The organism is [Scytonema hofmanni] UTEX 2349 (assembly GCF_000582685.1).
Lineage (GTDB): Bacteria > Cyanobacteriota > Cyanobacteriia > Cyanobacteriales > Nostocaceae > Hassallia > Hassallia hofmanni.
This window is the reverse complement of the sequence record NZ_ALWD01000162.1, coordinates 40,694-63,701: the sequence shown is the minus strand read 5'-3', so window position 1 is coordinate 63,701 and position 23,008 is coordinate 40,694. Positions and strand designations below refer to the sequence as shown.

At 43.7% G+C, this 23,008-nt stretch carries 16 protein-coding genes; 8 read left to right on the top strand and 8 right to left on the bottom strand.

Annotation, left to right across the window (positions count from 1 at the left end):
• The 4 genes from TOL9009_RS0101705 to TOL9009_RS37460 form a co-directional block, all read left to right on the top strand.
• Window positions 1-906 (top strand): DUF4384 domain-containing protein (locus TOL9009_RS0101705; RefSeq protein ID WP_029630748.1); only part of this gene is annotated, 906 nt, incomplete at its 5' end.
• 30 nt (window positions 907-936) lie between these two features.
• Window positions 937-4,728 carry a CHAT domain-containing protein gene (locus TOL9009_RS37470; RefSeq protein ID WP_051502739.1) on the top strand — a complete coding sequence of 1,264 codons (3,792 nt, stop codon included), beginning with the start codon at window positions 937-939 and terminating at the stop codon, window positions 4,726-4,728.
• An 80-nt stretch (window positions 4,729-4,808) separates the two neighbouring features.
• Window positions 4,809-6,245 carry a pentapeptide repeat-containing protein gene (locus TOL9009_RS41865; protein WP_221928624.1) on the top strand — a complete coding sequence of 479 codons (1,437 nt, stop codon included), beginning with the start codon at window positions 4,809-4,811 and terminating at the stop codon, window positions 6,243-6,245.
• A gap of 35 nt (window positions 6,246-6,280) precedes the next feature.
• The gene (locus tag TOL9009_RS37460; RefSeq protein WP_051502737.1) at window positions 6,281-7,444 is read left to right on the top strand and encodes a pentapeptide repeat-containing protein; all 1,164 of its coding nucleotides are present in this window, start codon (window positions 6,281-6,283) and stop codon (window positions 7,442-7,444) included.
• 146 nt (window positions 7,445-7,590) lie between these two features.
• Here TOL9009_RS37460 and mobV read toward each other — a convergent pair whose 3' ends face one another.
• The gene (mobV, locus tag TOL9009_RS0101685) at window positions 7,591-9,414 is read right to left on the bottom strand and encodes a MobV family relaxase (protein ID WP_029630747.1); all 1,824 of its coding nucleotides are present in this window, start codon (window positions 9,412-9,414) and stop codon (window positions 7,591-7,593) included.
• 811 nt (window positions 9,415-10,225) lie between these two features.
• On the opposite strand from mobV, the gene TOL9009_RS0101680 reads away from it, so the two are divergent.
• Window positions 10,226-13,771, top strand: coding sequence for a serine/threonine-protein kinase (locus TOL9009_RS0101680; RefSeq protein ID WP_242055407.1), 3,546 nt, complete (start codon window positions 10,226-10,228; stop codon window positions 13,769-13,771).
• Window positions 13,772-13,868: 97 nt separating this feature from the next.
• The gene (locus tag TOL9009_RS0101675) at window positions 13,869-15,431 is read left to right on the top strand and encodes a phospholipase D-like domain-containing protein (RefSeq protein WP_029630744.1); all 1,563 of its coding nucleotides are present in this window, start codon (window positions 13,869-13,871) and stop codon (window positions 15,429-15,431) included.
• A 219-nt stretch (window positions 15,432-15,650) separates the two neighbouring features.
• On the opposite strand, the gene TOL9009_RS46765 is transcribed toward TOL9009_RS0101675, so the two are convergent.
• Window positions 15,651-15,818 carry a hypothetical protein gene (locus TOL9009_RS46765; protein ID WP_186227450.1) on the bottom strand — a complete coding sequence of 56 codons (168 nt, stop codon included), beginning with the start codon at window positions 15,816-15,818 and terminating at the stop codon, window positions 15,651-15,653.
• Between the two features lie 3 nt (window positions 15,819-15,821).
• Window positions 15,822-17,030, bottom strand: coding sequence for a nuclease-related domain-containing protein (locus TOL9009_RS0101665; protein WP_029630742.1), 1,209 nt, complete (start codon window positions 17,028-17,030; stop codon window positions 15,822-15,824).
• 115 nt (window positions 17,031-17,145) lie between these two features.
• Here TOL9009_RS0101665 and TOL9009_RS37455 point away from each other — a divergent pair, with 115 nt between their 5' ends.
• Window positions 17,146-17,793: a tyrosine-type recombinase/integrase gene (locus TOL9009_RS37455; protein ID WP_038295698.1), complete on the top strand. Its 648-nt coding sequence runs from the start codon at window positions 17,146-17,148 to the stop codon at window positions 17,791-17,793.
• A gap of 181 nt (window positions 17,794-17,974) precedes the next feature.
• On the opposite strand, the gene TOL9009_RS37450 is transcribed toward TOL9009_RS37455, so the two are convergent.
• Window positions 17,975-18,298 (bottom strand): addiction module antidote protein, encoded by a 324-nt coding sequence (locus tag TOL9009_RS37450; RefSeq protein WP_038295695.1) that lies wholly within the window; start codon window positions 18,296-18,298, stop codon window positions 17,975-17,977.
• Window positions 18,273-18,635 (bottom strand): type II toxin-antitoxin system RelE/ParE family toxin, encoded by a 363-nt coding sequence (locus TOL9009_RS0101650; RefSeq protein ID WP_029630740.1) that lies wholly within the window; start codon window positions 18,633-18,635, stop codon window positions 18,273-18,275. The genes TOL9009_RS37450 and TOL9009_RS0101650 overlap by 26 nt, the downstream gene beginning before the upstream one ends.
• 161 nt (window positions 18,636-18,796) lie before the next feature.
• On the opposite strand from TOL9009_RS0101650, the gene TOL9009_RS37445 reads away from it, so the two are divergent.
• Window positions 18,797-19,006 carry a hypothetical protein gene (locus TOL9009_RS37445; protein WP_038295692.1) on the top strand — a complete coding sequence of 70 codons (210 nt, stop codon included), beginning with the start codon at window positions 18,797-18,799 and terminating at the stop codon, window positions 19,004-19,006.
• Between the two features lie 40 nt (window positions 19,007-19,046).
• On the opposite strand, the gene TOL9009_RS0101640 is transcribed toward TOL9009_RS37445, so the two are convergent.
• The 3 genes from TOL9009_RS0101640 to TOL9009_RS46760 form a co-directional block, all read right to left on the bottom strand.
• The gene (locus TOL9009_RS0101640; protein WP_029630738.1) at window positions 19,047-19,508 is read right to left on the bottom strand and encodes a hypothetical protein; all 462 of its coding nucleotides are present in this window, start codon (window positions 19,506-19,508) and stop codon (window positions 19,047-19,049) included.
• A 27-nt stretch (window positions 19,509-19,535) separates the two neighbouring features.
• Window positions 19,536-21,935, bottom strand: a complete 2,400-nt coding sequence (locus TOL9009_RS37440; RefSeq protein WP_051502736.1) for a hypothetical protein — start codon at window positions 21,933-21,935, stop codon at window positions 19,536-19,538.
• 503 nt (window positions 21,936-22,438) lie between these two features.
• A complete protein-coding gene (locus TOL9009_RS46760) occupies window positions 22,439-22,627 on the bottom strand; it encodes a hypothetical protein (RefSeq protein WP_186227449.1) in 189 nt (62 codons plus the stop codon).
• Between the last annotated feature and the right edge of the window lie 381 nt (window positions 22,628-23,008).

Genomic DNA, 23,008 nt, shown 5'->3' with positions numbered 1-23,008 from the left:
CAGCTTGAGCGCAATGAGAGAATAATCCAACTGCGAAAGAAATTGAATCTCGATCCCGATCATCCGCCTTCAGATTTCACTGGGGTTTATCAGTACGCGCTTGTGGAGTATGGCGTTGACAAACCACAGCCAATCCTCGAACTCTTTCGACAAAAAGAAATAATTCAGGCGTTTCGCCAAGCCTTTGAACAGAACGACCAATCAATTCTTCTGGATGTTGGAGAGGATTTTCTCGATTGGAATATTTTGGGCGATCGCATCCGAGAACTGAAGTTTGATATTCGGAAAGAATTTACTGACTTTCAAGCCGTCTTTATTAAGGTTGCCAACTGTACGCGGACACCTGCTGATGTTATTCAAATCCAGAAAATAGATAATTTAGAAAATATTTTAGGAGGGATTGTAAAAAGGCTGCTAGCACTCCCACCACTTACCCTTGACCAACTCTGGCAACAATTATTGGACAAAGCCACTAAAACTGACCAAATGAAACCGGAAATTGCCAACAATTTGGGAATGTGGAATCCTGCACCAAAAGTACCGAAAGGCACACCGTTTCATTTCGTAGTTAATCTTGCGACTTTGGGTTACTTGATTCTGCTGGAGAAGAACCCAGAACAGCAAATTTGGTGTTTATCTCCGTCATGTTTAGCACCGCCGTCGCGTCTGGAAGCGGGACAAGTAAAATTGCCCTTGGCTTATCAAGATACTTTTACAGCAGACAGTGTAGGTAGAGAGCAGATGGTGGCAATTATTAGCCAGGATAAGCTTAATTTAGGTTGGTTGCCTGGGGATAATGATGAACCTTTAGAAATGCGGAAGGAGCATTTAACTGAATTACTGGAGTATTTGGAAAGTAGTTCTGGTGTTCAAGTTATCTATGCAGAATATAAAGTAACTGAATAATTGAGTTGTTAAGGATTGGGAGAGAAATAGATGGACGAACAACGAATCAAGGATTATCTCAATCTAATTCAAGAGCTGCTGAGTTGTCCCAGCGGTCAGGAAGGAGAAATTTTACAGACTAACTCAAACCTGATTGATGAAGGATTAATAGCAGTAATGGAACAGGTGGCGGCGGATATGGCAGAGGATGGCGATCGCGATGCTGCCGAGTGGCTGCAAAATTTGGCGGTAGAACTGATAGAACCAATAGGGGAATTAGGAGGGCAACGTCTCCAAAAGTATCTGAGTTTGATTGAATTACTGCTAAGTTGTTCCAACGGGGAGGAATCAGAGATTTTGCAGGCTAACCAAGCCCTAATAGATGAAGGGTTGGTAGGGGTGATGGAACGGATGGCAGTGGATCTAGCAGCGGAGGGAGAGCAAGATGCCGCCAATCAGTTGCAAAATCTAGCGACACAACTCATAAATTCAATTCGAGAAAAACCTTGGTATAAGCTTAACCAAAGAGTTGTTGAACTATATGAAAGTGGAAAATATACTCAGGCTGTAATTCTTGCCACGCAGGCGTTAGAGCTAGCGCGAAGCTCTTATGGTAATGAACATCCGGATGTATTTACAAGTCTTAACAATCTGGCTTTGATTTCCCAAGCCCAAGGGCGCTATGAAGAAGCTGAAAGTCTTTATGAACAGGCTTTGAACCTAGTGCAGGGTCTCTTGGGAGATGAGAACGCCGTCGTAGCTCAAACTCTGAATAATCTGGGCAGTCTTTATCACGCACAAGGTCGTTATAGAGAAGCTGAATTACTCTTAGAACAAGCTTTGAGCATGAGGCGGCGCTTTTTGGAAGATGAAGACCTTGATGTGGCTGAAAGTTTAAATAATCTGGCTAGCCTTTACTCTGTACAAGGACGCTATAGAGAAGCTGAATCCCTGCTACAACAATCGTTGGAGATAACACAACGTCTTTTGGAAAATGAGCATCCTGATGTGGCTGTAAGTTTGGTTAATTTAGCAGAAATCTACCGAGAGCAAGGGCGTTACAGTGAAGCTAAACCCCTCTTGCAACAAGCACTCAACCTTTTGCGACATCAGTTTGGAAATGAGCATCCGGACGTAGCCAAAAGTCTAAATAATTTGGGTTTGGTCTACCAATCTGAAGGAAGTTATAGTGAAGCTGAATCTTTATTAGAGCAAGCGTTAAACCTAAGACAACACCTTTGGGGTCACGAGCATGATGATGTAGCTGACAGTTTGAATAATTTAGCATTGCTCCGCCAGACTCAAGGGCGCTACAGTGAAGCTGAACCCCTCTATCAGCAAGCTTTAGAAATAACCCAACACCTGTTTGGGGATGAGCATCCTGATATTGCACAAAGTCTGAACAATTTGGCTTTGCTTTATAGAGAGCAAGGTCGCTATCAAGAAGCTGAAAGCCTTTATAGAGGGGCGTTAAACCTAAGAAGAAATCTGTTTGGGGATGAGCATCCTGATATTGCACAAAGTCTGAACAATTTGGCTTTGCTCTATCGGGCGCAGGAACGTTATAGCGAAGCTGAACCCCTCTTGCAGGAAGCGCTTAACTTATGGCGAAATCAGTTAGGAGAAGAGCATCCTACTGTAGCTCAGTGCTTGAATAATTTAGCTTTGCTTTACGATCACCAAAGGAACTACCACAAAGCAGCCCCCCTTTACAAACAAGCGTTGGCTCTATGGGAATGTCACTTTGGGAATGAAAATCCCTTTCTGGCTAGTGGTCTACATAATTTGGCATCCCACTACGCAGCCCAAGGACGCCACAGTGAAGCTGAACCCCTTTTAAAAAAAGCTTTGGATATGACGCGACGATTGGAAGGGAATGAACATCCTCACGTTGCTCAAAGTCTGAATAATCTAGCAGTTTTATTAGCTGCTACTGGTTCCCCCAATGAAGCACTGTCACATAGTATTCAGGCAAATGAAATTGATGATAAAGTTATTCACAACGTGTTTGCATTCAGTTCGGAAAATGACCGTTTAGCCTACTTGCAAAAAATCCGAGGGAATGTTGATGGCTTTCTCTCCCTTATCTACAACCACCTTTCAAACTCACCTCAAGCCTTACAAGCAGCATTAGATTTAGTTCTCAAACGCAAAGCCTTAACTGCATCCGCACTCGCCGCCCAAAACGAAGCCCTCTACAGCGATCGCTATCCCCATCTCACAGAAGACTTCCGCAAACTCCGCAACTTGAGCGAACAAATAATACACCTTACCTTTTCCACTCCCCAAACGGAAGATTTCACCACTTACCAACAACAATTAGCGCAACTGCAAGCCGAACATAACAACTTGCAAAAAAACCTGGCATCTCAAGTACCAGAAATCCAATTACTTGAACAACTCCCTAACCGTAGCGATGTTGCATCAGAGTTGCCAGTCGGCTCAATTTTGATAGAGTTTGTTCGCTTTGATGTATTTAATTTTCAGGCAGTTCCAGCAAGAGGGGAAGCACAATGGCAACCCGCCCGCTATCTAGCTTTTATCTTACCCGCAGGACAGCCAGAATCAGTAGAGATGATAGATATTGGAGAAGCAGAATATATTGATAGCTTAATTCGAGAATTTCGGGAGTTAGTATCTGGCGCGGGTAAAAATCTAGAAAATCAGCTAGGGATGTTCAACAAGCGCATAATCATCAGAGAATATCATCCACAAGCAGGCATCAAGCTACGACAAGCTATATTCGACAAACTTAGCCCTTACCTAAAAGAACGCCAGCACTTAATTATTGCCCCAGATGGAGAATTGAACCTAGTGCCATTTCAAATTCTCAAGAGCGACGACACCGGAGAGAAAATGCTGATGGATGAATTTACCATCAGTTATCTGACTGTTGGGAGAGACATACTGCGACAAAAAATTGAGACAAAACGTCCTGCATCTCTCAATGCTTTAGTATTCGCCTCTCCGAATTTTGACTTGAGTGCAGAAAGCGTTACTCCCGATGCACCAACACAGCAACAAAATACACAGCCAGCCAATTTGCGCGAATTTATTGCTAACAACCCATTAAAATCTGCTACAGGTACAAATATATTGGGAGAACGAGTTGCACAGAGATTAAACGTAGCGCCCTTTCTGGAAAACGAAGCACTGGAGAGCTATTTCAACCCCCTTCAATGTCCCCGCATTCTGCTAGTAGCCACCCACGGTGTATTTTTACCTAACCAGCCAGAAGATCGTCCCCTAACCTCTCCTTATCAAGGGGAAAGTGGTTTATTGCAGCGCGATCGCTTGAATAGTCGAGTAGAAAATCCTATGCTGCGTTCCGCCCTCGCCTTAGCAGGAGCCAACACCTGGGCAAAAGGCGGTAAACTCCCCCCAGAAGCGGGAAAAGGCATCCTATTTGCCCAAGATGTAGCCGGACTCGACCTCTGGGCGAATGAAATCAGCGTCCTTTCTGCTTGCGAGACAGGCATTGGAGATGTAGCCATTGGGGAAGGAGTATTCGGGTTGCGACGCGCTTTTGCTGTTGCGGGCGCGAAAACCCTGATAATGAGTTTATGGTCAGTGAATGGGTGGGCAACTACCCTACTAATGGAACGGTTCTTTGATAACTGCGAAGCTGGTAATGGTCGCGCCACCGCCTTACAAGAAGCCCAGAATTATTTGCGAAATATAACTGTCGGAGAATTGCAGCAAATTGAACTAGGACGAGAAATTCTTAAATATGAATTTAATAACGGTAAAGAATTAGATCCGGTAATTTTGGCTCGTCAAGCTGAAGATCGACCTCTAGCACATCCTTACTACTGGGGCGCATGGATTTGTCAGGGGATATAAAATAAGTTCCAATTAGCCACACCCTTAAACAACAAGTTGATATGCTTGTAGTTAGCATCAGCACATCTCAGGTTCTTACGATGGCGAACGAAGAACACCTAAAGGTTCTGAAGCAGGGGATACAAGCCTGGAATCAGTGGAGAAAAAATAACCCCGAAGTAAACCCAGATTTCACTCAGGCTGATCTTACCGGAATGGGTCTTGCCGGGGCTTATCTTAGCGATGGAGACTTCGTTGGAGCGAAACTTGATGAAGCTGATCTCAGTGGGGCTGAACTAATGTGGGCAAGTCTCAGTGGAGCTAGTATCAGGGGAACCGATCTCTCTGAAGCAGATTTAACCCAAGCCAACCTAATTTCAGTAAACCTTGAGCGAGCAAAACTCAGTAAAGCAAATCTTAGAATTGCTGATTTGCAGAGATCTCGACTAGAAGGAGTTGACTTAGTTGATGCTAATCTTAGTGGTGCTAACCTTAATGAAGCTGATCTCAGTGGTGCAAATCTCAGTGGTGCAAATCTCAGTAAAGTTCAGGCATTAGGGACCAACCTCACAAAGTCAATTTTAACTGGTTCTTGTATAGAAGATTGGAACATTAACACTAGAACTAAGCTTAATGATATAGATTGTTTATATGTTTATCGAAAGGCTGACGAACGCTATCCAAGTAGTGGAGACTTTGCTCCTGATGAATTCACAAAACTGTTTCAAAAGTCTCTCAGCTTTATTGATTTAATCTTTCGTAACGGAGTTGACTGGAAAGCCTTTGCTCTTACTTTTGAAAAAGTAAAATATCAAAATAAACAAGCCGATTTAGCCGTTCAAAGCATAGAAAATAGAGGAGATGGCATCCTTATAATTAGAATTAATGTCTCACCAGATGTAGATAAATCTCAAGTCTATAATGACTTTATACAAGGCTATGAGTTTGCCCGTAAAGTACTAGAAGAACGTTATCGAGCCGAACTTAGTAGCAAGGATATTCAAATAATTCGTTATAATGCAGAAGTTCAAAGACAACAAGAATATATCAATAGCTTATTTTATTTACTAAATCAAACTTCTGAAAAACTAGGTGAGGTTCCAAAAATCATGGCAGAACAATCGCCCAAAGTTCAGCAAACCTTAACAGGTACATTTTATGGAGTAGCTGGAAACGTTGAGGGCAATCAGAACATTAATGTTTCATCTCATCAATCTCTAGCAGAAGCTCTTGAACTAATCAAGTCTCTCCGTGAGATAGCTCAGGATTTTCCGGAGGTTCAGCGTGAAGAAGTACTGGTACACTTAGACGATTTGGAAGAAGACATTAATCAGCCAGAAAAGAGGCAACCGCAACGGCTCAGAACTCGTCTTATGACTTTACTGTCAATCGCTGCTATTGTTGGAGGTGCTGTAGCTACAGCTACTGACTTTACAAACAATATCTTTGAATTATCAGAAAAACTAGGAATCCCAATCCCAGTTGAAGTCAGTCAGCCTCAAACTCTAAAACAACCACCTCGATCAGGAACTCAATAGCTTTCGAGAAGTGGCTCATTAGAAAGGAAAATTCTATGGCGAATGAGGAGCATCTTGCCATAATTAAGCAAGGCGTGAGCATTTGGAATAAATGGAGGAGTGAGAATCCTTTAATTAAACCCAATCTTGCTGAAATTAATCTCAGTAACACTAATCTTAGAAACGCTAATCTAGATGAAGTTGATTTGAGCAAGGCTCATCTTGGAGCAGTTGATTTCACAAGAGCTAGTTTAGTGGGCGCTAACTTGAGAGAAGCAGATATTTCGATTGCTTATTTGAAAGAAGCCACTCTCGAAGATGCTGACCTAACAAGTGCAAGACTCATGATGTCCGATCTCAGGATGTCCAATTTCAGTAATGCTTTACTTATTAATGCTAATTTAAACAAAGCTAATCTTACTTCTTCCAATTTTACTGAAGCCAATCTTATTGCTGTCAGCCTGCGAGAGTCCAATCTTACAGGTGCTAATTTCACAAGGGCTAATCTTTCAGAGGTCAATTTCTCAGCAGCAAATCTAACAGCAACTAATTTTTCTAATGCCAACCTTACAGAAGCTAATATCTCCAGAGTTAAAGCACTAGAAACCAACTTCACCAACGCTATCTTGACCGGAGTTTCGTTGGAAGACTGGCTCATTAACAACGCCACAAAGCTGGATGATGTAATTTGTGATTATGTTTACCTAAAAAGCGGAAAGCAAGAGCGTCTACCTATTAATCGAATCTTTGATAAGGGAGAATTCACCAAGCTGTTTCAAAAAGCCTCCAGTATCATTGAATTAATTTTTCATAATGGAGTTGATTGGATAGCTTTTGCTTATTCATTTGGGAAACTAAAGATTGAGAATGAAAGCGCTGAACTAGTTATTCAAAGTATTGAGAATAAAGGAGAAGGAATTGTTGTCGTCAAAGTTAAAACTTCTTTTAGTGTAGACAAAACTAAAATCAATCAAGAATTCCTTGCAGGCTATGAATATGCCTGTAAAATACTTGAGCCACAGTATCGGGCTAGGATCGAAGATAAAGACAAGCATATTAATCAACTGTTTGTTCTATTACAACAGTTACAGGATAAGTTCATTGAGATTCCAAGGCTGATGGCAGAACAACCTAGAGTTCAGCAAAATCTCAGCGGTCAATTTTATGGTGTTACAGGTAACATTGAGAATGATCTTAATGTCAATGCGTCAGAACAGTAGCAACCTTATTGCTAGAGGATGGCGCAGCAGAATGACAAGATGCGTTTGTCCTGGTTTCGGGGTTATCTGTTGATGCCAATCGTAAATAAGGGTAGAAAGTGAAAAACTTTTTAGCAGCAGCACTGCGCCATCTGCACGGTTATTTACTAGCGTTCTAGTCCCCGATTCTTTTTCTTTTCTACATCCGCCCGCCGCAGTTGCATTTGCCGCGAATACTCCAACAGTTCCGCATTCCAATCAAGTGCTTGTGGTTGCACTATATTGGAATGCGGCAGTAATTCTTTAATAGCTTGTGCCATCTCCCGTCCTGTGTCATCGTTATCGCAGGCAACAGTAATGGCTCTTACTTTAGAGAGAAATTCCAACGGCAGGCTTTTAGGACTATCCACCGCCAAAAACATTGTTCGCGTTTGGGACATACCAGAATGTGCAGTAACTCCTAGCGCAGCGCACGAGAGCGCATCGATGGGGGATTTACAGAGGACACATGAATGTACTTCATCCGCTGTTTCACCGCCCAAATGAAAGTGGAACCATCCCCCGGTTCGTTTCGTGCCAAGCGCGTATCCCATAAACGAATTGTCTTCTCCCCGCGTCCCACGCAAAAATGCGCCAGTGGTAGTTTCTCCATCAAGCGATCGCATCACAAAAACAGCATTTTGCTGGTCGTCAGCATAAAGCCATCCCCGTTGGTGAAGGGCATCGATAAAGTTTTCTGGCAGTCCCCTAGCTTTAGTCAAATAATTCTGTACATAAAGCCACTTTGATTCATCCTCAAATGGTAGGACAAACTGTGGTACAGGTTCTTCTGCAACAATTTTAGTTGCCTGTGTTTGTACGTAAGCTCTAGTAGCACGCAGCATCCCCTCTTCATTAAAGCGATCGTGCAACCAGGCTAAAGCTTGTCGAAAATTACAAGAGTTTACGTGCATCACCAAATCAATAGCCCCACCGCCACCTTTTTCTGCTGTAAAGTCGTACCATTTAGAATCAGTAATATTGATAACATTCCCCAGTCCCTTCCAACGTTTCTTTCCAATATCTGCTTTATCTAGTCCTAAATGCCATGCCACATCTTCTAGGGGCAAATCCCTTAATTGGTCAGCTTGCTGCTTCCAGTAAAAGTTTTCTTCCTCCAGTTCCTGGACACGGTTTTCTAACTGTTGCCGTAATTTATCACTGGCGATCGCCTTCTGTGATGCCCGTTTTTCTAACTCAATTACACGAGTGCGCGAGGCTTGTTGGTGATTGATAGTTTGAATTGTGGGGTCTGATTTTATCCGCTCAAATAGTTGCTGTGCTGTTTCACCTGGTTGTGGTGCCAGTCGGTCTAATTCCATCAGCAGGGGGTCTGAGTTGACTGCCGCATAATATTTCTTAACTTTGGTGTGGGTGGCTTTGCTGCCCTTTACCCCACGTTCAATTCCCAAAGGTGCCAGCGCAGTTGCATAAGAATCTTGAAGCTTGGATAATTTGATAGCGGCTGCGCGTCCATCACCCCCAAACATCGCTTTGTGGCTGAGTTGTTTGGTTTTGTCGTTGATGGGAACGATGTAAGCGTGGATGTGGGGGGTCGCTTCATCTAAGTGCAATTCAGCCCTAACGCATTTTGAGCCATAATTTTCTTGCAACCACGTTTTTGAAGCATTGGCAAAATCCCACATCAATGAGTCATCCCACTCTCCATACAGTTGAGGGTTATGGGGACGAAAATATTCTGGGGATGCACTCAAAAATATTTCGCTGCACAGCACTGCATCTTTACGCGGCTTGTGCTTAGTAGATGAGGCTATTTTGGTTAGAACCAATTCGGACAGTGGTAGGTCATCAACGTTGCCAATCAGCCGAATATTGGTTTTAGTGCGATCGGCATTTGGGGTATCCTGAATCCGGGCGGTGTGTGCTTCACTGCCACCAACATTACCAAAACTCTTCAACTTCTCAACGCGCAAGATAGCTAATGCTGTCATCGTTCCCCAAGAGCTGTTGCTCCAACCACTGTTTGTCTTGTATGGAGTATTCCCACTCAAAGCAGCGAAACTACACAACGCGCGAGCTTCACTCAACCCAACGCAAGCACTACAATAACAACAACAACAGCAGCACGCGACAACTGGCAACAACCCCGGAGGGCGAACGAAACTTCTGTGTCACGAGCGATAGCGAGGGATGCCATAGGCACCCGCAAGGGCGCAGAAGTGTAGTGAGTACACTACTATCGTAGTCCACCCACCCGAAATCGTCTTTGCGGTAGCGCCCGAGGCATCCGAGGCATCCGATGCACTTCTGCTTAATGACAAGCAGACAAGCTACATTCCTTGCGTGGAGCATTTTACCGGATTTATCAGGTTTGGAGCACGCGTGCAGTGCTGTATATGCACAGTACTGCACGTGCTTGTTTGTGCTGACACCTGGGGGGATACTACTGCAATGCGGGAGTATAGCCAAAGTATGCGTAACTATACCAGAGTTTTTATAATACTTATGTACTAGGGATATTTCTACTATGCTGGGGGTTGGTGTAGGTGTGGTTGGGGATAGTCAGAGATGACATTTTCTCAGTACAGGTTATGGGTATATGGAAATACCTCATATTACTGATAATCTCTCATTTATCGGTAGGAACTATGTGGTTAATTGTCTAGATTATGCAGCACCTCAGTCACTCGTCTTCATTTTTTTGTTCTATTATATACACTTTTTCTTAAGTCCAGTTTGAAGAGAGGGAAGATTACTCCAGTCCCAGCCCAGATTCCCGAACTTCATGCTGAACTAAGAGGTATGTTACAAAAGAAAAAATCCTCTACGGGTAGCAAAGTTATGCCGCCAGTTCGCTTCATCAACAATCGCTACGCTCTATCTCCCAAACCGCGCTCTGGTGGGATGGCTGATGTCTACCGGGCAATAGACTACGAACAAGAAGAACTACGGGTTGCAGTAAAGCTCTTCAAACATGGGCAGCTTGAAGGCGACATCCTAGAAGAGTCCTTTCGGCGTGAAACCCAAGCACTCAAAGAGTTAAAGCATCCGGGAATCGTAGAACTTCTTGACTCAGGCAAGGATGAAAGTACGGGTGAGTATTTCCTTGTTTTGGAGTGGATGGAAAAAGACTTGGCAACATTTTTGAAAGAATCTCCACCTGAGGGGTGGGATTATTTCTGGCAAGCTGTAGCTCTTCCCGTGCTGGAAGCTCTTGCTTTCTCCCACAATCGCAACTACATCCACCGAGATATCAAGCCCAACAACATTTTAATTAGTAGTGACGGTAAACCAAAACTCGCTGACTTTGGAATATCCAAACTCAGAAGTTACTTTCAACCTAGTGTTACCCTTAGAGAATTTGTATCTCGCCCTTTCACACCGCCGGAAGCGGATGATGGCTCTTATCCTTACACCCGCGATGTCTTCAGTTTTGGTGTATTGGTGCTTAAGTGCTTAACAGATGCAGAAATTGCCGATTACAATGCCATACCTCAAGCACTCGCAGAGTTTGATGCACCGCCTGAAATTGTGGAAGTAATCGAACGTGCTGTTTCCCGAAATCCAGCAGAACGTCCTCACAATGCAGAGGTGCTGCTAGCAGAAATTAATGCGATCCAACAGAAGCGATCGCAAGCACAGCCAAGTAGAAAGCGCACTTGTTACCTGCAACTTACTAACAAAGCTTTGAATAATCTTCGGAATGAGCTTCAAGTGTCAGAACGTCAAGTGTCTGAAAATGAAATCGAGAAGATTATTCTGGAAGATTTAAATAGTTTATGTGGAATCAGTCCTTTTAAGCAATCTAGTGAAGCAAATACAGAGCAAAAATCCTCTCAATACTCCATTTTTGGTAGTTCCTACAGATACCATATAGCGGCAGAAAAAGATTGTTTAGTCATCATCAATGCCCAACAATTTTCCAGCGCAATCCTAGAACAAAATCGAGACCGTTCCTGGGTTACACCCTACGAATTTAAGTTTGGAAAACCCTTAATTAAATGGGAAGCAGAAGAAGTTATTAGAGAAATAAAGCTTCAAGTAGAAACACACGAAGCTAACCTGCGACAAACAATAGCGGAACAAGAAAAACAACGATTATTCCGAATTTGGTCTGATATTCTTAGAGCTAAAAAAGATTGGGAGAAAAACCGAGAAAAGCCCATTAAATATACAAGCTTTACTCGTGATGGAAACCGCATTAAATTTCAAATATCAGAGCTTCCAGAAAATGACATAGCAGGACAACCCCGGCATATAACTCGCAAAGATGGATTTAGTATTTTGGTGGGAGATGTTGTTGAAATCACCCGTAAAAATAAATTTAGCATATTGGAGGGAGAGGTTTCCCAAGTAACAGGTGATGAATTGGTTCTCTATGTTAAATACGGACAACCAGACAAACTGCCAAAATCTGGTGAGTTAGTTTTTGATACTCGTGCTGCTGAAACAGCCTTATCTCGTCAAAAATATGCCCTAGATGCGATTAGATTTGACCGCGCAGTTCGCGCTGATATGCGTCAGTTGCTCGTAAACTCCCAAGAAATCCGTACTCCTGAAATAGAAGCAGATATACAGTTTTTCCAATCACTTAATGAATCACAGCAAGAAGTTGTTAAAGCAGCGCTGGCTACACAAGATTTTCTCATAGTTCAAGGTCCCCCAGGCACAGGGAAGACAACCTTTATTACAGAAATTATTTTGCAAACTCTTAAGCAAAACAGTAATGCACGAATTTTGCTTAGTTCGCAGACTCATGTAGCACTGGATAACGCACTAGAACGAATTCAAACTCAAAATTCTAACTTCAAGTTGGTGCGACTTGGCAACCATGAACGGGTGTCAGAGAATGTTCACTCCCTTTTGCTAGAAGAACAGATGGAGAAATGGAGAGAACAAGCGCTGGCTACAAGTAAAAATTTTATAGCTGAGTGGTCAGCTAAAAGAGGTGTCTCTCCCAGAGAATTGGAAAAAGCCATCCTATTTCAGGAGTTAAAAACTATATTCTCAAAGCTTGAAGATTTGAGGACAGAAGTAGCAACTCGAAAAGAGGAAATAGATGAAATATTGCCTACAGACTACGATATAGAAAATCCAAAATCTCCTTCTCAACTGAAGATACCAAAAAACAGAGTAGATGAATTTCAACGCCTCAGAGATGAAATTGAAGAACTGCGCCAGCAACAAAAACTAGCGCGTGATGAGCAAAAGATAAAAGCAAAACGCCTCCAAGAATTGACGGAAATTTCTACGAATGAATTGTTGAAACTAAATGCTGAACAATTAGAGGAAAGGAGCAATAAACTGATTAATCCCAATGCTACAGACGCGAAAATATTCCAACAACTGATTAGTATTCAAGCCGAGTGGTTTGACTGTTTTGGTCGAAATGATAAATTTAATACCCCATTAATAAAACGTTCTGCTGTAGTAGCAGGAACCTGTATTGGCATTCCCAGATACATTCAGGATATAGAATTTGACCTTTGCATTGTCGATGAGGCATCAAAAGCTACGGCGACAGAAGTGCTAGTTCCAATGTCGCGATCGCATCGGTGGATACTCGTTGGCGACACCAAACAACTCCCACCCTTCCAAGATGAAGCCAGCCGCGATGCAGAGTTTCTAGAAAAATATGAATTAACTCAGGATGACATCCGAGAGACTTTGTTTGATAGGCTATTGAGGACTCTCCCTGAAGGTTGCTGTAAAATGCTGGAAATTCAGCACCGGATGGTTGCGCCAATCGGCAACCTTATCAGTGAGTGCTTTTATGAAGGTAATCTCCAAAGCGCCAGAACCGATGTCGATAAAAACCTGATCGAAATTTTACCACAACCTGTTACTTGGTTAACCACAAGCAACCAGCCTAATTATCAAGAACAATCTGCTAATTCTAGCTTTAGTAATATCTGTGAAGTAAATGTAATAGTTCAGCTGCTTCACAGGCTAAATAAAATGGCTTCCGAAGCTGGAAAAAACTATAACGTTGCAGTGTTAAGTGGGTATTCAGCACAGCTAAAATTATTGAATCGCGGAATTAATGCAGAATTAAACAACTGGAAAGGATTAACAATTGAGTGCGATACAGTTGACGCTTTCCAAGGACGCGAAGCTGATATAGCCGTCTACTCCATCACCCGTTCTAATAAACAAGGCAAGATTGGTTTTCTGCGGGATGAAGCGCGACTGAATGTGGCTTTATCCAGAGGAAAAGTCGGCTTGGTCATTGTGGGAGACCATTATTTTTGTCGTACCTCACAAGACAACCCCTTATATCTAGTCTTAGATTACATTGAACGCCACCCGGAAAATTGCGCCTTAATAGAAGCGGTTCCCAGCAATTAGATAACTTGATAGCTTTGTATACACTTTGTGTTTATATAAGCACAATATCTCTTTTCTAAAAGATAACAAATATAGTTGATAAACACAGTTAAAAATCATGATTTTAAATGAAATAACACCTCTTACAGCCGATGAACTACGTCGTTACAACAACAGAGCTGGTTTTGATTTAGTAGGCTGTAAAGCAGTAGGATTACCTGTTTATAAAATAACAGTTCAAGCTCTAACACAATTACGTAAGCCGATCCCCCCGATAGAAGAATACGTTTTAAAAGCTATTGATGCAGGTCTTTCCTCAGAAGAAGATATTGGTGCTTTCCTTGGTATAGAAAAGCCAATTATAAAAGATGCAATGGTCAATTTAAGAATGAGCGAGAATATAGACCTAATAGCACCTGATGGCTCACTGATGCAAGTTTGGAAATTGACCAAAAAAGGTGTAACAACTCTCCGCGATGCTAAAATAATTGTCCCAGAGGAGCGAACATTTGATATTAACTTTGATGGGCTATTGCGTTATCCTTGCTGGTATGGGCGCTTCGAGTCATATTTTTTTAAGCCAAAAGACTTGCGTGCAAAAGGAATTATAGAAATTGAAGCTTTTCCAAACAAGCCACCAGAATTGTCTGATATCAAAATCAAAGATGTAGACGTAATTATTCGCCAAATTGAGGGAGCTAGTAAAGCAAAATTTAAAGAAGAGAGAGATTTGCTGGCATTAAAAGCCATTGAGGGTAGACAGAGACTTTTTCAACCAGCATTAGCACTACTATATAAAGCAAAAGACAGTGACGATGTTCAAGTTGCATTTGTAATTGATGGTGTTCTCTCTAGCGAACATGAAGCAGCTTTTGCTCGCTCCAATGGTGTCAAAAAACTTCGCATTGTTGAGACTCTAAAGGAAAGCTCACCCAGGAAACTAGCTGAAGAAGTTTTAGGACGTAATTTTGTAGCCTTAGCTCCATTACAAAAAATTGAGGCTATTAAAGAAGAAGTCTATACTGCTCAAGCAAAGATTGAAGCACAAATAGAAATAACTCAAAACAGCCTTGAGCAGACTGAAAATGAAGAAGAAAAAATCATACTTGAACAGCAACTTCAATCTGCACAACAAAAAATCGAGCAACTCCAGACACAGCTAAATTCTCTCCTAACTTCGGTTCCTATGCGTTGGCTAGAAATGTACGAACACCGTCCGCTTTTGGAGGAGGCTCTCCGCAACACCAAAGACCGTTTAATGATTATCTCACCTTGGATTCGAGCTAGTTCTGTAAATAAACAATTTTTTACAGATTTTGAAAATCTCCTCAAGAGGGGAGTGCAAGTTTACATTGGATACGGTTTGGGAGAAGAGGATAACGATAAAAAGTACCCAGCCGATATTCAAGCTGAGAAGACAATACAACAATTAGCCAGCCAGTACAAAAATAACTTCCAACTCAAGCGTTTGGGAGATACCCACGCGAAAATCCTCATCTCCGATACAAAATTCGCTGTCACGACAAGTTTTAACTGGCTATCCTTTCGAGGTGCAAGCGATCGCACCTTCCGGGATGAACGAGGTACGCTTGTATCAGACCCACAGAAAATTAACGAACTGTTCGACAGCTACAGAAAGCGATTTGACGAGTCAATTGTAGGGAGGAAGGTCATATTATAAAGTTTCTGTGCAACAAATCATCGCCGTTATTAGGTCGCTGATGAATGCACGTTCAACAAGCCTTGCTGTTTTACCCCTTGTAAGTAGACGACAAGACGGAACCTTGTTTTTTTTGCAGATGTAACCAACCTCAACAAAGTTACTACTGCAAAAATGCGAAAAATTCAGGACGTAACGGGGATAACAGCGTATAGGGAGCCTGTTTTCAGGGATTCTCTATTATCTCCACTCTTCAAAACGCCCTCTGGTTTGTCGATCAGCTTCGCTGCGCTTTATGCGCTCGCAACCTTCATGATATCCAGCCATGCCGACCAAGAACGCAGTTTCGGGGATATCGCGCCCGACATAGACGGGGATAATCACCTCGAATACTTCAATGATGTTCATAATTTAATTGGTTGGATACTCGTCCTCATGAACTGATTTTTGTTGCGGACTTGCAAACCATCCAAATTCTCTCTGTGCGTACTCCAAATTTTTTTGGTCTTCTTCTGTCCAAATTTCTTTGTTTAGGTAAATTACATCTATTGAAAACCCTTTACCGGGTTGATATCGCTCTGTTGCGATACCAATAACTGTCTTACAACTCTGTTGCAATCCACGCACTACAAAGCATCTTCCATGCAACTCCTTTACGCGGTATTGGCGGTCTTCTCCGTGTGGCTTTGTCAGAAACACATAAGCTACATTCGACTGTGGTGAAACTAAGGTTCTTGACTCGACAATCTCTTGAGCAGCCAAATCCATAAACTCCGCGAAACCTTTTCCTAATAATCGCCGAGAGAATCTACATTCTCTTGCCATAGTGCGAAGCGCAAGTTCGGACTGATCTAAAGTGGAACCAAATTCCAAATTACCTTTTAAGACATCTTGACTTATTATCTCCAGGAGTTTATCCCACACATAACTTTCTTTATCGGCTTCTTTTTTCGCCTTGTATTCTGGCTTCTTAACTATCTCACCCCAAATATCACTTCCAACAATTATTACATCAAAGTTCTCTGGAAAAGAACGTCCATTATATAGGTAATAACCTAAAAGGTCTTCTTCAGAGCCGTCGAAGACAGTTTGCTTACCAGAATTATATAAATTTTCCTTATCAAGGAGGTACTGGACGAAATCCGTTATTGTATCAAGTTCTTTCAATATTATTTCAAAGGAGATTTTATCAAATACATGAACAAATCCCTTGCCAAAATCTCCAAATTGAATTGGAACTTGATTATCCCCACCTAAAGCGACAGCAATACGGTGAATACGTCGCACTTCTGATGATGGAAATGGTAAGCCTTGGGTTCCATCGCTTTGGATTATATGTGAAGTGGATTTAATCCATTTTTCAGCGCCATAAATTTGCTTTGCTGAATCTTCAATAGCTTTCTTAAGCCATCGTTTCCAATCTGTTTCGATATCACCACTATTGGTTAGTTTAATATCTTTTACACTGAGAATAATAATATCTGGTTCGCAAACAATAAGTATGTCGCATAGTTCTTTAAAATTTTTACCTCTAGGATTTGCGTAACTCCATAATGAAAGAAAAGATTTATGACATACTTTATAAACAAATTCTTCAGAATCGTTAACGGGTTTATTCATGGTATTTAGTTATGTAAAAAGTCTATTAATAACATGCTTCACTCCTGTGATAGTAGGAGTACTTCTTGCATAATACCTGCAATAATAAAAGGTTGTTCTCTTCACACAGCAGGGCGTGAAAATCGACGGTCACGGGAAAGCCAAGGTATTGTCCCAGGATGAAATCCAGCGTTTGTTTACCGAAGGGTTGCCGACCTGGAGGGACAAAGTGCTGTGCGCGGTAATGCTGTATACCGCCTGCCGAGTTCGGGAAGCTGTTACCCTTAAAATCGCCGACGTGTACGATCGCAAAGGCAGGGTACGCCCGGAAATGATTATCCGCAAGGGCAATACCAAAGGAAAACTCGCCACCCGGACTATCCCCGTCCTGGAAGACCTGCGGCGGTTTTTAGCGGACTATCACCCACCTAAAACAGCAGAAGGCTACCTGTTCCCCGGACGCTGGGGCAAGGGGCATCTCCATGTCGATTTTGCTGGCATCATCTTCCGCCGTGGTTGCCTGGAAGCTGATATCGAAGGAGCCAGCACCCACAGCTTCCGCCGCACTGCCCTCACCATCATGAGCAATGCGGGGATTCCCCTGCGGATCATCCAGGAAATATCAGGGCATAGAAGCTTGGAACAATTACAGAAATATCTTGAGGTCGAAACTGCCCAGGTACGCGGGGCGATCGCCGCCCTCTCCATGCTTACCCCTGTAACAGGTACGGGGACACACGATAACCATTCATCCGCTCCAGAATCCCTGGAAACGCCCTTCTAGATCGTTATTTTCCAGTATCCCGATCCAGTCAAAAATAACCCACCCACAACCCATTCCGGTCACGGTTCGCACGCATCCTGGTATCATCCCGACATACTAATACTCAGAGGTATTTCCGTAAACTTTGCTGCCTGATGACAAGAGCCTATGGACAATACAACTCAGACCACTACTCGCTTTTTCAAAGCCCCGATGCAGCGCGAATCGGTTGCACACTTAAGCGATAGCCAAGATTATGCAGAATAAGGCTGATGGTTCGCAGTTCAGGGTTCCCTTCTTGCGACAAAGCCCGATAGAGGTTTTGGCGGTTCAAACCCGTTTTTTCCGCAAGGTGCGTCATCCCTTCCCGCGCCTCCACCACATTCCGTAGCGCTGAGAGAAAAAACGCCAAATCGCCGTCCTGCTCGTACTCTTCAAGGGCAACGTCCAGGTAAGCCTTCGCCATTTCTGGGTTCAGCAACTGCTCAAGCACAACTTCGTCATGGTTTCTCAGTTTCTTGCTCATCCGATTGCTCCTGGTAAGCCTGCCAATATTCTTTAGCCCTTTCTATGTCCCTGTCCTGGCTGTCCTTATCACCACCACACAAGAGAATCACCACATCGTTCTCGGCTTCCCCAAAGTAAACGCGGTAGCCACTTCCAAAGAAAAATCTTAGTTCTTGCACGCTCCCACCAACCGACTTGCAATCCCCGTAATTGCCCTGCTTGAGACGCTCTACCCGGCGGATTATCCTTGAGCGGATCACATAATCCTTCAGGTTTTCCAGCCATTCCGTGTACGGCTCTTTGCCGTCTTCTGTAGCATAGACTTGCAGAGCTTTTGGACGAATGATATCAGCCATAGCTTAATGATAAAATGTAGCTTAAAAGCGACAACAAGTCAAGTTTGGCATTACTCATCATCTCAATACCCATGACTTTTTCAATAAAATTGGCTATTTTTTAACAAGCCCGTACAATCATCGCACGGTGGTGCGATCCGCCTGCAAAAAAGGTAAGAAAGATGAAGAATCCACAGCCCACCGATGGTAGCAACCAGCAGAAACGCCCTTTTTATGCAACGGCAACAGCCGAAGAATGGATAACGGCTTTTCAGGAATGGGCGGCAAGCCATTGCCATGATACCCCTCCCCTATCAGACTATGCCGTCAGTCGGGAAAGCATGTACTCAGACGAGAGAATGCAACATTCCAGTAACAGCTTAGAAACCTGAAGCATCGGATAATGGTCGATGCCACCTTGCGATCGACAAACTATTCTTTAAAACCACGGGCATCCTTCTTTTGCTTGCGCTGGGGTGTTGAATCCGGTTTTGATGCCAACGATCCCTCTATCAGATAGTAAGTAATGCGCCAGCCACCTCCTTCTGCCCTGCCCGTTTTCCAACATTGTTTTTTGATATCCTCGCGTCGCTGCTGATGCCGTCGTTCTAGTTCCTCAATGAACTTTTGCGGTTCATCATCATATTCCGCGCCGAGACGGCGGATATCGTCCCGCATTTCGTTGTCAAGTTCCAAAGAGATGAGGTTTCCCACGGCGTACATACAGTCTTCCAAGGTGCCATCGTCAACCAATTCCCAGTTTTCCTCGTCATCATTCTTATCCCCATCGCCCAAATATTCCCATGCTTCCCAGTCCTCACAGGTGGCAAAGGGATAGTCGTTTCTGGATTTGTCCAACGCCCGGACTTCCCGAAGTGAATTTCTTTTGGGCATAACCGAACAACAAAGCTACCGTTTGCCTTATTGTAGATTCTTAATGTATTCCCAGGAAACTCCAAGAGCTTCTACCTGTGCTTTTATACCTGGATGGGCAGCAAACCACATTTGAGCCTCCTGTTGCAGGACTTCAGACGGCGATCGCTGCATCAGGTGGTGCTTGACAACTTGTTCCAGTTCCTCACGTTGCGCTGGCATCAGACGGATGCCTTCGGTGGTGCAGAATACCCGTACCCAGTGTTTTGCCTGGGACAAAGCTTGAAGTTTAAAATGGATGGCTTCCCGGTACTGTTCTGGCGTAAACGTCTCTTTGGGCGGTTCAAGGCTGTCAACAGGTGCGTCCTCGCCCTGCGCCGCCAATGGTGACGCTCCTAAGGAAACCACAGGGGGGCTGTCCCCAACAGAGAAAACAGGCGTATCAGGCTCTAACGAGAGGACAGAAGGCAGTATAGAAACTGGTACAGACGGTGAAACATCCGGTGGTATAGAGCCTGGTACAGATACTGGGGTAGAAACAACAGGGATATCCGCGCCAGCATTGATATCAAGGTCGCTATCACAAGGCAAATAACGGTCTTGAGGATCATCAACAAATGCGTCTGTCTGGATTTCCGGGACTGATAAGGTCTGCTTATCGTCAATTCCCGATTTTTCACGCTGCGCCGCCGGAGAAGAGGGGTATAAAGAAGACTTATGAGTTAAATCTAATTGATTTAATTGCGTTGAATCTGTTGTTAGATTTAATGGAATTGTTTGTGCTGTTGAAGCTAATGCAGTTGTTAGAAAAAGAATTGTGAGAAAATTAAAAATTCTTTCTTCTGGTAGATTTTGAAAATCTTCCCCTAATGGGATAATCCCAGCCTGCGGCTGGTCATCCCCTGAAGACGCTGCGCTTTCTTCAGGAATTCCCCCAGCAGGGGGAAGCAAAAAACCTTCATATAGGGGGACAACGTGTAAATCGCTAGAAACCTTTGATGGCAATGGGTTTAGGCTCTCTTCTACTAAGTCCCAAGGATCGGGTAAAATGGGGTATTTTTCCACGGTAGAATAGGCGTTTACACGTTCTTCAGGTTGTGTGTTTTCATGGGCGGGATGCCACAAGGGAAGATATTCGGGTTTGTGCAGGGTGGTCTGGCTGCCCCCTACCCCGTAAGCTTCTTTGGATTTGGCAATAATAGCTCTGGTTCGCTGATATACTGTTGCCGGAAACTCCCCTGCGCTTTTGAGCATGGCAACGACGGCGGTAATCCTCTCTAAGGTTTCCTCATGGCGCTTTTGGCTGGGATGGGTGAATGCCACTACTTTGCTTTTCTCTTCTGCGCCATCAAAGTGTTCTTTATAGGTTTTGTCTCGTGGGGGATTACCAGGATAGGGATAATAATAACGTTCGGCACTCCGTACTACGTCTCTGACCCGAATTTCTATTTCATGCTGATGACGGCAATACTGGCGATAGCCAGGGGCAGTTGTAATCGTTTCCAGCACGTAGTCGTAAAGGTCGATTCCTCCAAGTTTGAGAAAGACGATCGCGTAACAGGCACAGACTCCCAACAATGTATTTGTCTGACTAAAACTTGTAAATCCCTGTCTTATTTGCTCTAGGAGGTCACAACACCATTCATAAACATCTCTTTTCCCACTTCGGTAATATTCCTTCTTGATGCGATGCCGGGTCTGTTCCATCGCTTCTAGGAGGGTTTCCATGTCTTGCCCGGAGGCTGTGCAGTCTGCCCAGTTCAAAAGGGTTTCAACATTGTTGCTGATGGGCTGCAAGTCCCAGTCCAGTAAAAAGGAGCGTTTTTGCAGGGGCAGGCGATGGGCTTTGAAGCTGGTGGGTTGGCTAGGGTTATAGGGCTTGGGGTTGGGGAATAACTCTAACTGCCCATCCTGCACTGTGTACCCTGCTTTTTGCAGGGTATGCTTGACGGTCGCCGCTAGGGTAAAGGAATGTACGGTCTGGGGCAAAAAATAGTATTGGTGTATGCCATCGCTATCGCTGGACAGTATAGGCACGGGGCGGCACAAGCCGATACTTTCCATTGACTCCTCAATGCCGTCATAGCGTTCTTGATCGTTCTTTGGATGGTTGGCGCTCTTACGGTCGATGTCGAGGAGCATGTAATTTGTTTCTGAAGAAAAGCTTAAGCCCAGCAATGTCTCGTCGTTACAGTATTGTGACCACAGGTTGCGCGGCTGCAAGGGATAGCGCTTCTCGGTGCGCCAATCGGGGCGTTCTCCTGGGTCTGGCATTGGGGCTTGGATAAAGCTCCAGCCATGATGAAAATATTGGATGAAACGCTGCCCTGTCGGGTCTTGGGGAAGTAATAAGGGTCTTGGCGATTCGTCGTCCTGATAATAAGCTGCTGCATTCATAAAAAAAACAAGTGCTAATTTTTTCTGTCGCGCAGCAGAGACAGTGACCACAGAATATGCTAGGCTTAAACACAGGAATACGGCTGACAGTCACACTGCCAGTCTTCCGTTTAGTAGCCGCACTAACGTGATAACAAATTTTATTCTGTTGTCATCGCCCTGCTTTTAAAAGTGGTGCATGAGCGTCGTTACAACTTATTTTTTGTTGTTTCTGTCCTCCTTTTGGTGTTGGTGTTGGTGAATAAGGCGTAAAGAATGTTAGAAGCATTCTGTAAAGCCTAAAGCCCTCAAGCGTGGGATTGTTCGAGTTTCTGAGGCTGTCGCAATCCCTGCTAAATTCATGAAGACAACTAAATATCATTAGAGACATTCAATTGCCTTTAGTCATGATACTCCCTGAAGGGTTCTTTCTTTCAGGGAGATTTGACATTTTTAGCAAAATCTGTCCGCAGTAGGATTACGGATATTTTCGGCTCTGTTCCCACTCATTTCTCTTTTGCTGCTCTTATCCGGGCAGGAGTCATCGTCCCAGCCATACGGGTGCATTCCGCATACTAGGAAATTCCCTTCATACGATTGCCCGTGGTTATGACGGCAATCCTGACAGGCATGGAGAGTGCCAAGGGATGTAACCGCAATAGAGAGTTGCTGCACTTGCTTGTGACGCTCATAATTCCTTTTCCGCCACTTGTTTTCCCAGATGTGTTGGGCGATCGCCCGTCATTTGGCTTTTCAACTAGCATTTGAAATCTGTCCCTGACGCAAAAAAATTTTAAACGTAAATTTGCCTAATTTGTGATACTTATCATTGGACATTTCCTAATAAAAATCAGCGCGATTAAGACAGATTTGTTCATAGGAAAGAGTGTCCGGTGGTTGTTCGATGTTTACAACATCAGGACAGATGTCCTCTAGGTGTTACTAGGCTGTCCTCAAGGCGAGACAAGCTGTCCGGCAAGATGTCCCTGAGTCCGGGACATCTGTCCTGCCTATCGGGGACACCAGAATAAACACTTTTCATCTGTCCCGGACAACTTCACATTTTTAGCAAACGGATGTCATTGCCACCGCGTGACTCGCCTATCTTTGCTTGAACAATCTCATCAATGGCATCCTTTGTTTCT